This is a genomic window from Rhizobium sp. RAF56, from assembly GCF_052113965.1.
Classification (GTDB): Bacteria; Pseudomonadota; Alphaproteobacteria; order Rhizobiales; family Rhizobiaceae; genus Rhizobium.
Genome location: NZ_JBFRDU010000012.1, coordinates 1 through 12,214, shown reverse-complemented (window position 1 = coordinate 12,214; position 12,214 = coordinate 1). Strand labels below are relative to the sequence as shown.

Here is a 12,214-nt window from a genome sequence, read left to right as displayed (position 1 = left end):
GATGTGTACAGCAAAAAACCTTTCAATTTCATGTAGTTGCACAGATATCACAGATAACACACATATATATATATACATGTATACGTACGTACATACGCATACGCATACGCGGTACGTCTATTTTAAATATATGGGAGAATTTGAACGCGATCTGTATATGCCAAAATCACTCGCAACACATTGATTTTAAAATAAGAACAGAAACACGCTTTTTTTGGCGTTTTTGACGCACCAATTTCCAGTTGCCAAATTTCGGCAGAGCAACCTACAAAGCCGCGACCGCCTCGAAACCAATCCTATAAGCAACGTCAGCCAATTTTTCAAACTCTATTGTGTTACGCCAGATAATCCCTCCTGATATCTAGAGATATCGAAAGATACCGAAATATAAAATACTGAATTTGCTGAATAAATTTCTTGACCTTGCCGACAATACTGTCTTACCCTTGCCGAATAACAACAACAATAAGGAGGGGGCAATGCCGGAACCCAGCGTAAACGTCCTGAAGAATCTCGACGCGCTGAAAACCAAGCGCGATTACGCGTTGCTGATGCACACGCGTCGCGTCATCACCATTTCCGCTGCCGGAATATCACTGCTTGAGCGTGAAGGCGCCCTGCAGTTGGACTATGTCTCTATCGGTCGGAAGCTGTTCATTTTCGACAGTCCTGAGAACCAGGAGCGCATGGCGGCGATCCAGAAGAAGCGCGAAGCCCGCATGGCGGCACCAGCCTGGATCGTTGTTGCTGACCCGGAGGGGTATGTCGCCAGCGAAATGGAGTTGCCGCGACGGGGTCCCGGCCGCCCGCGCAAGAATCCGCCGCTCTACAGCGACGACGCATTTCCCTGAGGCTAAGACGGCGACACCGCCGGCATTGACGTTGCCGACGGTGTTGAACTGCATATTCGTTTCGCGCTGGACCACTTTGGTCGCCCTATAGATACCACGCTTGGCGGCCCAATATCCAGCCCCTGTCAATCGCAAGCGCCCCAACATGTTGTGGCGTCATGGCTGGTCTGTGTCATGAACATCCGCCTCGATAGTGTTCTGCCGCCTGAGCTTGCCGCAAGCCGCGCTGCCGCGATGGCTATGGGCACCATCACGCCCGTGCTTGCCGGCTCGGCAGGAGACATCGGCTGGCCTGTTGCGGGGGTGCAAACCCATCAGTTCGCTGGGCCATCGCTGAACTATGCGCAGTTCATGCGGTTCGCGGAGGTGCTGCTGGGGGCGTCGTGCCTCTCGACCTACGTCGATGCGCAGTTCTGGTCGGACGACAAGGTGGCGCTGGCGAAAGCGAACGAGCGCCAGCTGCAGAGACGCAAGGATGATCCATCGTTCCGGCAGGGACGGAAGCCGACGTTCGATCCGAACTCGCGCGGGCCGAAACGCTCGCGCATGACGCCGGACGAGGTGTGGATGCACGCTTGCCTCGCCAACCGTGCTCCAACCGCCGCGGCGATCGGCATAAGGGTGAACGAAAGCGACGGGCAGGGGGCGCTCGATTTCAATTTCGTCCGCCCGCGCGCCATCTTCGTCGACTGCGATAGCGCCAAGGCGCGCGGCAAATTCATCGCCTTTATCCGTCGCACCGAGCTTGTGCCGACGATGGCAATACAGTCATCGACCGGCGAAAAAGCGCACTTCTATTTCGTGCTCTCCGAATCTTCGCGCGCAAGCACGAGTTGGGAGGACTGGTCGGCGATGCAGGAAGCGATCGCCGCCGAGTGCGGCTCGGACGCGTCGCTCTCCGATCGTGGGCAGGTGATGCGCTGGCCAGGGACGCTGAATTTCAAAGATCCGCAGAATCCGCTGCCGGTGAAGCTGCTGTTTTCAGACGGGCCGCTCTGGGATTTCGCCGATCTCGTCAAGCGCAGCGGGCTGAAACTGAAGCCGAAAGCCAAGTCGAAATCCAAGGCTCGCGATCCAACGCTTCGCGGCGCCGTCAGTGGCGAGCCCGCACAACTATCATCAAAAATGGCAGCGGCGATGAAGGCACGGTTCGCTGCCGGCAAGATGCTGAACGGAAATTTCATCGAAAACGTCAGTGATGGCATCGACGTTCGAGCTGCAGCAGACGTCTGCCCGGCGCTCGAGGAAACGTTCCGCACCGCCGGGGCGTCGCACAATCAATCTCTGTGGTTCGCCATGCTCGGTTTCGCGGTGTTCGATGCAGACCCGCTAGCGTGTGCGGTCGCCATGTCGTCGGGCTATCCCGGAAACACCTTGGCCGACACCCAGGCGATGCTGCAGCGGAAGCTGGACGACAAGCAGGCGCGCGATATGGGCTATCCGAAGTGCCAGTTCATCGCCCAGCAGCACCCGGCCTGCCGCACCTGCTTCTACCGCAACAGCACGACTTCGGCGCTCAGCATCCATAACCTTACGCGGAGGACGTCATGAGCGAGAAACCGCCGACCGGCGTTTACCCAATGGATCAAGCCATGCAGTTGATCAACAACGATGTGCGGCTGGTCTATGACGGCACCAATGCAACCACCCTAGCGCTGGTCACGGACAGCAACGATCTGATTTTCATGAAGACGGATCAGATGAAGACCCATTTCTGCTCGTTGTTCTGCATCGACATCGATCTCAAAACTAGGCCGGCGTTTCCGGTGTGGCTGGCACGGGAGCAGAAATCGCCAGTCAAAATTATATTCGCCAACCGCGCTGCCGGGCCAGACGAGTTCAACTTGTTTTCCGGTTTCGCGATCTCGGTCGCGAAAGGGTGGAGTTTGGCGAAGCCCTGGCTGCGGCACGTCTTTAAGGCCATTTGCGGCGGCAACCGGCATGAGTTCCGCTACTTCATGAAATGGATGGCGCATGCGGTGCAGCATCCGGATGTAAATCCGGAGACTTGGCCGATACTGATTTCGCGTTTTCACGGCACTGGCAAGTCGATGATCTACGATCTGATGGAGCTGATTTTCGGTTCGAAACACGTTGGTATCGTCAACAAACCAGTTGAACTCTACAAAGATTTTAATGACCACACCAAACTATGGCTGTTTGTCATGGTCGATGACGCGGGTCGTGGCAAGGCTGACGACGCTTCCACTGTCAGGTCTGGCATGACGTCAAGCACCCGACCAATAGAGGGCAAGTTCAAGCCCAAAGTCAGAATTCCGAATGTCATTCACGCCATGCCAACGAGCAACTCTGAAAGCGCGATGATGTTCGGGCCGGGCGAACGGCGGCTTGTGCTTTTCAACGTTCTCGATGATTACGCGGGCGACTTCGATTACTTCGGTAAGATCAAAGCCGATCTTACCGCTGGTGGTGCCGCGCAGCTGTTTCGAATTTTCATGGGCATCGATCTCAACGGTTGGCACCCGCGCCAGATTCCGAACCAGGCAAGCAAGCTGCTCGACAGCCAAATTGAGGCGGCAAACAACGTCATTCAGTACCTTCAGGACTCCTGCGAGGCGGGCGGGTTTCTCACGAATATTAATGGCATTCTCACCCCCCTCGGTGGTCCGATTGGCTTCGATGCCGATAACCCCATCAGCCTCATGCATTCGTGCTACGTGGCTTGGGCAAAGCTGGTCGGGAAGCGGCCAGTGTCGTCAAACAAAATGTCGCGCGTACTGGCCGAAGTGCTGGACAAGGGCGAGTTCTATAAGGCGCAAATTCCGCAGTCGGTGGGGGCCAAATTCGCTCGCGGCTGGTACATCCCGCCGGTCGATGAGTTCGAGCTGCACCTTGCTGCTGCCTTCGATATCCGCGCCAAGCGCGAACTGCCGAAGAACATTGCAGCGCTGCGCGCAGCCAAGGCCCAGCAACAAGCTGCCGCCCAGCAACAAGCTGGCGCCAAGCCTCAGTCCGCCAAGCCGGCGCCGAATGGTCACGATACCCTGCCACCGGGGAAGGAGCACCTTATTCGGTTCGCCGGAAAGCTCGCCGCTGATCTGATCGCGGCATGGCCCAAGGGCAAGGGCAAAAAGAGAGAAAATTTGGGTATACCCATCGCGCTCGATAAACTCGTGGCTGATGCAGGCGTCAATCCGAAAACGAATTTGGCGAAGGCAGTCAAGGCTATCATTGATGATGCTCGCCGGCTTTATCCTGAAGCCCCGGAAAAGCTGTTGCCGCGGGCGATCGCAGGGTTTTCCGGCTGCGTCCACGATCAAAGAGTTCTGTTGGCTTTACCAGATTGGTCTGTTGCCCTTTGGGATCGCAGCTCATTGAAAACTTTTAAATTTAACGATCCAGTCAGTTTCCATGAAATGCCAGTTGGTATCCTGCCGCTGAAAGACCTGTCGCTATTCTCCACAGTGGCTAATGAGATGCTGGGCAGCCCTGACCCTACGCCAGGCAGACCGTACGCCGCGCATGGAATGGATGCGGGAGGGCCGTATGCAAACTGAACAGCTACATTGTGATGGTGTCGCTACCGGAAAGCTCAGGACACTGATCGCAGACCAAGCGCAGATGTGGGAGGTCGTTGCATGAACGTCCATTCCCCCAAAGGCTACGACAAACTGCCGGGAAACAAGGCATTCAGCATCGATCCCTATATCGCCGCCAGTTTGATCGAGCTGTTGCGCTACTTCAATCTGCGACCGGAAAAGATGCTCATGTGGGAGTGCTGCGCTGGCCGGGGCGATCTCATGGAAGACCTGCAACAGTACGGCATGCGGATCTACGGCTCCGATATCGAGGACCACCCCGGCCGCATTCCACATCTTCCCATCCGCACTGGCATCAACGTTCATGATCAGACCTTCGTGCCGGACGAGGTCAATATCGTGGGCACGAACCCGCCCTTCAGCAATCCGCTTTGCGAACGGCTGATCGCGCATGTGTTGGAGATCGCGTTAAGGCAATGGGTGGCGATGTTCCTGCCGTATGCGTGGCCGGCAGCGAAAAGCGATTTCAGGCAAGAGAAGATTCTTGGCGGCGGACGCTGGCACGCATATGCGCGGCTCGGGCGTCGGGTCGATCTCGTCGAGCCCGATGCTGACGGCTTTCAAGATGGCAGCGGCATGACCGATCACACATGGCTGCTGTTTCGTCCTGCTGACATGCCGTTCGCCGATGCCCGGCTCGTTCGTCTTGAGCCCCAGGTCAAGCATACGAAGATCAGGCCGGAAAAGAAAAACAAGAAAACGAAGGAGCAAACATGAGCGCGGAATTAGAGCCAGGCGCCCAGGAGCCTAGGCTGACGCTGAAAATGCCGACACCGGAACTGCGCAATACGCCGTGCGCTGCTGTCGTGCTTAGTGCATTGACCGGCAAGCCGTGGACCCAAGTTGTCGAGGAGCTGAAGCGCGGCAAAGCGATCACCCGAGGCGGCGCCGTCAGGGCGTGGGAGGTAATGCTCTATGGCATATTCAACAACCTGTTGATCAACCCGATCGATAATCACGGTTACAAGACGCTAGGTGCGTGGCTATGCGACCACGATTATGAAAGCGAGGACATCTACCTGCTGACCGTGCGCCGTCACATCTACGCGGTGCAGGGCGGCATGTGGGTCGGTCACACCTCCAAGGGTCTCGAACCGATCGACTATAAGTATTGGGATAGCCGCGTCCGCCTCATCAACGTCTTTACTGTCGAGGAGAGCCGGTCATGAGCGCGGAACTAGAGCCAGGCGCGATGGGACGACTAGCCGTCCTGATCGGCGAAGTGCGGTCGTTGCGGGCGGGTGCGGCAGAACTATCATCAGGGGCCGATCGCCTCGCCGCCGAGGTCGCCTCGGTCCGCGATCTGCAAATTCAAACGCTCGGATTCCTTCAGGAAATGATGGCCCTTTTCTCCGCACCACTGACACCGGTAGTCAATGAAGAGTCGGCCTACGAGCCCGATGCAGGGCCGGCAGGCGAGGGCGCCAGCGAGATTTCGGACGGTGCCCCGGTCGATGATCCCGAGCCCGAAGAACGCGTGCCAGCGGCCGCCCCTGCGGTCGCCGTAAAGCCCAGGAGGAGGGCGAAATGACTTCCCTTCGTTGGAAGCTGAAAAAGATTTTCCGATCGGGACCGAAGCCGTCGACGGTGTTTGCCGAACCATCGTTTCCGAAACCGATCACCAACGCCGAACTGCGCGAAAGGGTCGACCGCTACGTCGCGGTTTCCGCTCGCTACGTCTGCTCCGGTCTTTCGCCGAGCTGCTGTCAGGTCATGGCATTCGGCCAGTTGAACGCGACCTGCGATGCGTGCGGCACCAAATTCGTAAAGGGAGGGCGATGGGCATGACCGCGCGCGAGACCAAAAACGCCTCAACCTATTGAAATCGCCCAGTCTTCTTAGATGGAAGTCGGTTGACTTCCATCCACCTCAACCCATTGAAAATGCCAGCCTTCTCAAATGGAACACTGAAACATCAACGCGATTGGAGTGGAAACGATGACCGCAACGAGCCTGATCGAAAGTGAATTCAGTCCGCGCGAGCGCGCAGAACTCTGGGCGGCAAACACCCGCCTTGGCGGCCTTTACAGCGCCAGGCCGCTGGATGATTGGCTGGCGTTCGTGCCGCAGGTTCGGCTGATCCATCGCGCGGCTCAGAATGCAGTTGGGGCCGACAGCTCGAAGGAGCGCTATGACGATTTCCTCCGCGGCTATCTCAAAGAATTGATGCCGAACTTCAACGACGGCGACGATGCGCGCGAAGAGTTCAATCACCTCGTCTGGTTCGGAGAGGATGCCGACCGGCTGTCGATCCTCGCGCGTTACCGCGCACGCTTGTGCCCATCGCAGCATGTGAACCTGGCAACGCCGAGAGCGGCGCGCAAGGCCGTGCAACAGGTCCTCGATGCTTATGAAGCCGAGGATCGGGCGCGCAAGCGTGCGGCTAAGGAGGCGGCGCGCGAAGCCGTCCGCAAAGCCGAGGATAAGGCGCAAAAGCGCACAGCCAAATACGCCTCCCGGTCGGGGAAGCCGAAAGCTTTATGACTTCCCTCAGGGAACTCATAAGTTTGCGACTGTGACTTCCCTGAGGGAACTCAAAGAATGACAAAGAGGAAGAGTACGATCACTAAAAAGAAGAACGGGGCTAAGGCAGTTACAGCTGCCAAAGCCCCTGCCATCCCAACTCGAAAGGACCGAGTAGAAATGTCTGTGCAGGAACTTATTGAAATTGAATTCACGCCACAAGAGCGTGAGGAAATGCAGGAAGCCAACAAGCGGCTCGGCCGCATCTACCGCGGCAAGCATCTCGACGACTGGCTCAAATTTGTGCCGCAGCTCGCCAGGTTGAGGGAAGCCGCCCAGCATGCGGCGAAGAGCAATCGACCGAAAGGCCCAGCCTATAACGAGTTCCTGCGAGGATTTCTCAGGGCGCTCCTTCCCAATTTCCTCGACGGTGAGGTTGTTCGCGAAGAGGCCGGCCACCTAGCGTGGCTCGGTGAAGAAGCCGAGCGAATGGCTATCCTGCAGGAATACCGCGCCACTCTGACAGCCTCGCAACATGCAAAGCTTGCGTCACCGAAGGGCGCGCGCAATGCGGTGCTACGTATCATCGCCGCGCGGGAAGCCGAAGAGCGGGCGAAGAAGCTTGGCGCCAAGGAAGACAATAATGAACTCGGAGAGGCGATCGCCGCGCAACGCGACGAGGACGAACCGCCGATCAGTGAGAAGCAGTTTCTCGCCGCCTTCGACAAGCGGCCGGTCGGGCAGATGGCCGTTGTTCTTCTTGGTCATAGCCTAGACCGAGCAAAGGACTTGGCCGATGCGATCATCGCTGAGCTGAGGGCCGCACGCCGTGATGCCAAAGAAGCAGAGCGGCTCGCGAAGGCGAGAGCCGCGGAATGATTTCCACATTCTCAAAGGGAGACCGCCGATGAGCAGGTGAACCAGCGGTGCCGACACCTCTTGCACAGGTGCCGACAACTACACGTCGAAAACCAGTCAAGGAATCACAACATGCATCCCCATGATGCTCGCGCAGTCGCGCGGGGCAAGAGAGTATTCCGATCGCAGCGGGAGCGAAAACGCGGCTTCACCGTGAACCGCAAGCTGCTCGCCACCGCAATCCTGGTCGAGGGCTCCGTAATCGGAGCAAGCCTTTTCGCCTCGGTCGTCTTTGCCAATCGTTACGGCATGGAGATCGGAGCGACCCAGATCGCCGGGCTCACATGGCTGATACCGCTGGCGCAGCGCGGGTCGGTGTGGTGGCTGATGACGGTCGCCGGCGCTGTCGCAGCAGTCGCCGAACTTGTCCGACTGCCGCTGGTCTACGCGTTTCGAACCCACCCCTCGATATGGATGCGGACCGGCGCATTCGTCGGCGTGCTGCTCTGCTGCAGCCTGACTGTCAAGGCGGTCGCCGTCGTCACCGAGCAATCCTACGCGCAGCGTCTGCACGAGGTGAACAAAGCCGACGACGTAATGACGGAATCACACGGCCGGCTCGAGAAGGCGATGGCTGAGCGCGCCGCCGCCGACGCCGCCGTGGCGCCGTTGACAGACTCTCTCCAGCGTCTCGACGCCCAGATCGAGGCCACGAACAAAACCATTCAGGGAACCGGTGCGCCGCCTCCGGATCGAAAAGTCGTCCGGTCGGTGCCGTCGAAATGCTGGGACAAGCTGCGCACGCGTAGCTGGGCATGCAGCAAGACCGTTACGACTTTCGTTCCGGTCGAGTGGCAAGGCCGTCCACTGGTAACGCAGCTCGCCCAGCGCAACACCGAGCGTGACCGACTAACGGCGGAGCGCACCGACAAGGCTAAGGCCGTCGCCGCCGCTGACATCGAGATCGCCGGGATACGCAACGACGTCGTCGCCGCCGAGACTGCACGCCGCGTTGCCGTTGACCGATCGCAAATTCACAGTTTCGCCGGCATGTTTCTCGGGACATCGCCGAACGAAATCACCGACGCCCAGGTCTAGGTTTTTGAGAATCTTCGTGCTGATCCCGTCGGTGATGGTGGCAGTCGCCTCGTCGCTTCTGGCGATGGCTGCTTATCGAAACTTCCCTGCTCCGAAAGAACCTCAAACCATCATCCTGCAGCTTCCCAACAGCATGGATGACACAGTCGTCGAGGGGATATCGAAATGATAAAGCACGTCAATCTCACCGACCCCGCCGATCTGAAAGTCGTGAACGGCTGGATCTTCGAAAGCCGCATTCGCATGGTCAAGGCGATGCTGCTCGGCTCCGCTGCCGTGATTCTCGCAACCGGTCTCGGCATCGCCGCCGTGCTCTGGGCGACCCGCCCAGGGCCTGATCCAGAGGCGCTAGGAGAGGCGTTCAAGGCGGCGCTGGGATCACTGCCACCTTTGCCCGTGACCGGCTCTGTGGCCCTCGCTGATGGCGCTCAGGTGGCGTTGCAGGATGGGGGCGAGGTATCGCTCGCCGATGGGGGCGAGGTGTCTCTGAAGGCCAGCAGCATTCCGACGATGCCGCAGATCCCGCCGGTCACGGCGCAACAGAAATCCGATGCGATCAAGCGCCAGGTGACGGTTTTCACCTCCGCACCGTTCGGTGACGGTGAGGTGGTCACCGGCTGGAAATTCGCGGCCGGCGACGCCAAGAAGCCGGGACAGCAATACTGCTATTTTTCCCGCGACATTCCCGGCAAGCCGAGCGAGCGCGTCGATATCGCGGTCGACGGCATCCGTTCCCCCGTCGCTGCCAATCTGATGCCGAACGCCGATTCCGCGATCGAGAAATGCGTCTGGTGGCAAGGATGAGAACATCGTTCACCGCGATGCTGACCACCGCTGCCATCGCCCTGCTCGCCGCTGGGGTCTACCGAATTCCATTCTCAGGCTCTTCAGGGGGTCGATGCGCCGGAGTTGAACACCGCCGCAGGACAACGCGGCAAGGTTCTCATGCAGTCGATCGTCGCCGGTCGCACGGTGACATGCTGGCCCGATGGCAGCAAATCTTACGAGCGCACGGTCGCTAGCTGCTACGTCGATGGTCGGGATATCGGCGCCGAAATCATCAAGCGAGGTGGCGCTTCCGACTGCCCTCATTTCTCGGGCGGGCGGTATGCCGATCTTGAGGTGAACCGCACCCTGCCGCATGCTCGCTATTGCGGGGTAAGGCCATGATCCTCAACGAAGAACTTTTGAGAGAGGGAGGAGTGAAATGAAAGCACCCGAATATGACCGCGCTGCCGCTGTCGATACGCTTCGGAATTCGCTGCGGCAGCTCTACGGCATCGATCGCGCCATTAGCGCGTTCATCACCGCCGAGCGCCATCAGGTCGTAAAGTCCGGCATTTCGACACCGCCGGAAGTGCGCGAAGTTTTGCGCGAGTTGGAGCGGTTGAGCGACAAGACAGCACCGCATCGGATCGGGCTGGACTTCATATTGCGCCACCTCAACGATGTCGCGTCGCCCCTACCCGCCGAAGAGGAGTCTGGCGAATGATCTCGACCTGTCCACTTATGTTCGCGGGAACAGCGGCGAACAAACATAAGCCAAACGGCGATCGTCTACGCCTTTTGGTCATTGCCGCGGTGGCAGGCGGACTACTATCAGCAACGCCGGCGCGGGCCATGGATATGAGCTACCGCGGCGATCGCGCCGATCCGCGACGCACCATCGCGATGCGCGGCTCGATCGTGCCTGGCGATGCTGAACGGCTTCGGGCCATGGTGAAGGATCTTCCGAGCGGCAAGAAGCTGATCGGCTTTTCGATCGTCAGCGATGGCGGCGACGTTCAGACGGCGATGGAACTCATGGACGTTTTCGACGAAGTCAAAGTTCCAGTCATGATCATGGGATGGTGCGCCTCGGCATGCGGCTATATCGCGGCCGACGCGGCAGCACACGGGCACCTGTATCTCGCCCGTGAGGCGGATGTCCGCGTCCACCGCGATGCCGATGACAGCGGCAAGGACGACCCCGCTGACAGCGCCGCCGTGGCGCAGGTCTTGCGGGAAAGAGGCGTGCCAGCCTCGATCGCATCGAAGATCGTCTCGACGCCATCGGCCAAGCTCGCCTCGATCACTGCGGATCTGATCGAAATGGGTGCCCAAATCGACTAGATTGGAGGATGGAACTCTGACGCGGAGCCAGCCTCTATTGTCCAATCGTAATGAGCGAGACGAGTTCAGGGAAACAAGCTCGGAGCGCCAACGACAAAACCCATCCACCGACGGGTGGGATGAGGATAAATGCGGCTTGGCCAAGCGATCTAGCGAATGTGCTATGTGTCTCCACTTTATTCGCCTCTTCGTGAAACGCCGCCAACACCTCCTCCTCGATTTTTTTGTGCACTCCAGTCCAGTCTATGGACCCATGTTGAGGCTTCGCCGCCATTTGATCGAGAGCGTAGGCGACTGATGCCCGAGAGCGTTCGATGAGTGCACGGATCTTCGCCTGCACGGCGTCTCCATTAGTTTGGCTCGAACATTCAGTTTGAACGACCATCATCATGGCTAATACAAATAATATTTGAAGGTAGAGCGGAATGGGAGCCAAAAAGGCGTAAGTGCAGGCTGTGGCGAAGACCGTGAAAACGCCCGCGAAACAAATCGTATTGTCCCGCAGTACACGTTTTTCGACGATCATTGTTTCTTTAAAAAGCATTGTTCCCCCCGAAACTTATATTCAATGCCGTCAGGTAGTTCCTGTTGTTACCACTCTTGACTGAGTCTCGGGGATACGGGCTACACAATTTTTTGGGTAACACGCGCCTCCTACTTGACTTGTAACGCAACGCAGAACATTTAGGGAACAGACGTTGCGGCCGTCTCCCCGAAATCAGGGCAGGAAGAACCTTCTAGTAGAAGGCGAAAAGCTATGGAAACGAGACCGCTTGCGTTGCGCGATATCACTGAACCCAGCATCACCATGGACTGCCGCAAATGTGGCCGCCACGGCGAGCTGAATGTCAAAAGGCTGCGCCAGCGTTATGGCTCCGACTTGCTGATCGCGGTCCTGGTCGAGATTGCGTCAAGGGACTGCAAATTTCGAGAACGCGGCCAGACGGACCGCTGTGGGGCTTACTGCGGCCAGCTGGAGGCGATGAAGGCGACATCGGATAACGGCGGCAATGCCTATGCCAAGGCGAAGGACGGCGAGTGGCCATGTCCGCGACCCGTGATCGCAATCGGCCCAAAGCCGAAATGACTGATTGCATCGCAAAAAATGATAATTTTTTCAGCAGCCAGATCCTTGCCAAGCACGCCGGCAAACAAAAAGCCCGGCTTTCGCCGGGCCTTTCGCGTCTAACAATGTCAGATCTGACTTATTAGAAGCTACGCTCGAAGCGCAGGATACCAGCAACCTGGTCCTTGTTGACCGAGTCCCAGTTG

Annotated in this window: 17 protein-coding genes; 16 read left to right on the top strand and 1 reads right to left on the bottom strand. The window is 58.2% G+C overall.

The features are described 5' to 3' along the window. Positions 1–479 precede the first annotated feature (479 nt). From AB4048_RS11960 to AB4048_RS11890, 15 genes are all read left to right on the top strand, one after another. On the top strand, positions 480–851 hold the full coding sequence (locus AB4048_RS11960; RefSeq protein WP_442202180.1) for a hypothetical protein: 372 nt from the start codon (positions 480–482) through the stop codon (positions 849–851). 174 nt (positions 852–1,025) lie between these two features. Continuing rightward, positions 1,026–2,402: a hypothetical protein gene (locus tag AB4048_RS11955; protein WP_442202179.1), complete on the top strand. Its 1,377-nt coding sequence runs from the start codon at positions 1,026–1,028 to the stop codon at positions 2,400–2,402. Continuing rightward, positions 2,399–4,369, top strand: coding sequence for a primase-helicase family protein (locus AB4048_RS11950; protein ID WP_442202178.1), 1,971 nt, complete (start codon positions 2,399–2,401; stop codon positions 4,367–4,369). The genes AB4048_RS11955 and AB4048_RS11950 overlap by 4 nt, the downstream gene beginning before the upstream one ends. 81 nt (positions 4,370–4,450) lie before the next feature. Continuing rightward, complete coding sequence (locus tag AB4048_RS11945) at positions 4,451–5,128, top strand: hypothetical protein (protein WP_442202177.1); 678 nt, start codon at positions 4,451–4,453, stop codon at positions 5,126–5,128. Beyond that, on the top strand, positions 5,125–5,580 hold the full coding sequence (locus tag AB4048_RS11940) for a hypothetical protein (RefSeq protein WP_442202176.1): 456 nt from the start codon (positions 5,125–5,127) through the stop codon (positions 5,578–5,580). Before AB4048_RS11945 ends, AB4048_RS11940 begins: the two co-directional genes overlap by 4 nt. After that, a complete protein-coding gene (locus AB4048_RS11935; protein ID WP_442202175.1) occupies positions 5,577–5,942 on the top strand; it encodes a hypothetical protein in 366 nt (121 codons plus the stop codon). Before AB4048_RS11940 ends, AB4048_RS11935 begins: the two co-directional genes overlap by 4 nt. After that, positions 5,939–6,199 carry a hypothetical protein gene (locus AB4048_RS11930; protein ID WP_442202174.1) on the top strand — a complete coding sequence of 87 codons (261 nt, stop codon included), beginning with the start codon at positions 5,939–5,941 and terminating at the stop codon, positions 6,197–6,199. The genes AB4048_RS11935 and AB4048_RS11930 overlap by 4 nt, the downstream gene beginning before the upstream one ends. A 150-nt stretch (positions 6,200–6,349) precedes the next feature. After that, on the top strand, positions 6,350–6,895 hold the full coding sequence (locus AB4048_RS11925) for a hypothetical protein (RefSeq protein WP_442202173.1): 546 nt from the start codon (positions 6,350–6,352) through the stop codon (positions 6,893–6,895). Between the two features lie 57 nt (positions 6,896–6,952). Next, positions 6,953–7,753, top strand: a complete 801-nt coding sequence (locus tag AB4048_RS11920; RefSeq protein ID WP_442202172.1) for a hypothetical protein — start codon at positions 6,953–6,955, stop codon at positions 7,751–7,753. A 111-nt stretch (positions 7,754–7,864) separates the two neighbouring features. Beyond that, entirely contained in the window at positions 7,865–8,830 is a 966-nt protein-coding gene (locus tag AB4048_RS11915) for a hypothetical protein (protein WP_442202171.1), read from the top strand. A 16-nt stretch (positions 8,831–8,846) separates the two neighbouring features. Beyond that, positions 8,847–8,999, top strand: a complete 153-nt coding sequence (locus AB4048_RS11910) for a hypothetical protein (RefSeq protein ID WP_442202170.1) — start codon at positions 8,847–8,849, stop codon at positions 8,997–8,999. Further along, complete coding sequence (locus AB4048_RS11905; protein ID WP_442202169.1) at positions 8,996–9,634, top strand: hypothetical protein; 639 nt, start codon at positions 8,996–8,998, stop codon at positions 9,632–9,634. Before AB4048_RS11910 ends, AB4048_RS11905 begins: the two co-directional genes overlap by 4 nt. A 30-nt stretch (positions 9,635–9,664) precedes the next feature. Next, positions 9,665–10,000 (top strand): thermonuclease family protein, encoded by a 336-nt coding sequence (locus AB4048_RS11900; protein ID WP_442202336.1) that lies wholly within the window; start codon positions 9,665–9,667, stop codon positions 9,998–10,000. A gap of 37 nt (positions 10,001–10,037) precedes the next feature. Then, positions 10,038–10,322 (top strand): hypothetical protein, encoded by a 285-nt coding sequence (locus AB4048_RS11895; protein WP_442202168.1) that lies wholly within the window; start codon positions 10,038–10,040, stop codon positions 10,320–10,322. Between the two features lie 128 nt (positions 10,323–10,450). Continuing rightward, a complete protein-coding gene (locus AB4048_RS11890; protein ID WP_442202167.1) occupies positions 10,451–10,942 on the top strand; it encodes an ATP-dependent Clp protease proteolytic subunit in 492 nt (163 codons plus the stop codon). 34 nt (positions 10,943–10,976) lie between these two features. On the opposite strand, the gene AB4048_RS11885 is transcribed toward AB4048_RS11890, so the two are convergent. Then, on the bottom strand, positions 10,977–11,486 hold the full coding sequence (locus AB4048_RS11885; protein WP_442202166.1) for a hypothetical protein: 510 nt from the start codon (positions 11,484–11,486) through the stop codon (positions 10,977–10,979). A 213-nt stretch (positions 11,487–11,699) separates the two neighbouring features. Between AB4048_RS11885 and AB4048_RS11880 the strand changes: the two genes are divergently transcribed. Next, positions 11,700–12,029, top strand: a complete 330-nt coding sequence (locus tag AB4048_RS11880) for a hypothetical protein (RefSeq protein ID WP_442202165.1) — start codon at positions 11,700–11,702, stop codon at positions 12,027–12,029. The last annotated feature ends 185 nt before the right edge of the window (positions 12,030–12,214 follow it).

Coding starts and splice junctions, on each gene's coding strand:
- AB4048_RS11955 (WP_442202179.1), top strand. CDS start 1,026: ATGAACATCCGCCTCGATAGTGTTCTGCCGCCTGAGCTTGCCGCAAGC.
- AB4048_RS11930 (WP_442202174.1), top strand. CDS start 5,939: ATGACTTCCCTTCGTTGGAAGCTGAAAAAGATTTTCCGATCGGGACCG.
- AB4048_RS11935 (WP_442202175.1), top strand. CDS start 5,577: ATGAGCGCGGAACTAGAGCCAGGCGCGATGGGACGACTAGCCGTCCTG.
- AB4048_RS11925 (WP_442202173.1), top strand. CDS start 6,350: ATGACCGCAACGAGCCTGATCGAAAGTGAATTCAGTCCGCGCGAGCGC.
- AB4048_RS11880 (WP_442202165.1), top strand. CDS start 11,700: ATGGAAACGAGACCGCTTGCGTTGCGCGATATCACTGAACCCAGCATC.
- AB4048_RS11890 (WP_442202167.1), top strand. CDS start 10,451: ATGGATATGAGCTACCGCGGCGATCGCGCCGATCCGCGACGCACCATC.
- AB4048_RS11885 (WP_442202166.1), bottom strand. CDS start 11,486: ATGCTTTTTAAAGAAACAATGATCGTCGAAAAACGTGTACTGCGGGAC.
- AB4048_RS11945 (WP_442202177.1), top strand. CDS start 4,451: ATGAACGTCCATTCCCCCAAAGGCTACGACAAACTGCCGGGAAACAAG.
- AB4048_RS11920 (WP_442202172.1), top strand. CDS start 6,953: ATGACAAAGAGGAAGAGTACGATCACTAAAAAGAAGAACGGGGCTAAG.
- AB4048_RS11905 (WP_442202169.1), top strand. CDS start 8,996: ATGATAAAGCACGTCAATCTCACCGACCCCGCCGATCTGAAAGTCGTG.
- AB4048_RS11895 (WP_442202168.1), top strand. CDS start 10,038: ATGAAAGCACCCGAATATGACCGCGCTGCCGCTGTCGATACGCTTCGG.
- AB4048_RS11940 (WP_442202176.1), top strand. CDS start 5,125: ATGAGCGCGGAATTAGAGCCAGGCGCCCAGGAGCCTAGGCTGACGCTG.
- AB4048_RS11950 (WP_442202178.1), top strand. CDS start 2,399: ATGAGCGAGAAACCGCCGACCGGCGTTTACCCAATGGATCAAGCCATG.
- AB4048_RS11960 (WP_442202180.1), top strand. CDS start 480: ATGCCGGAACCCAGCGTAAACGTCCTGAAGAATCTCGACGCGCTGAAA.
- AB4048_RS11915 (WP_442202171.1), top strand. CDS start 7,865: ATGCATCCCCATGATGCTCGCGCAGTCGCGCGGGGCAAGAGAGTATTC.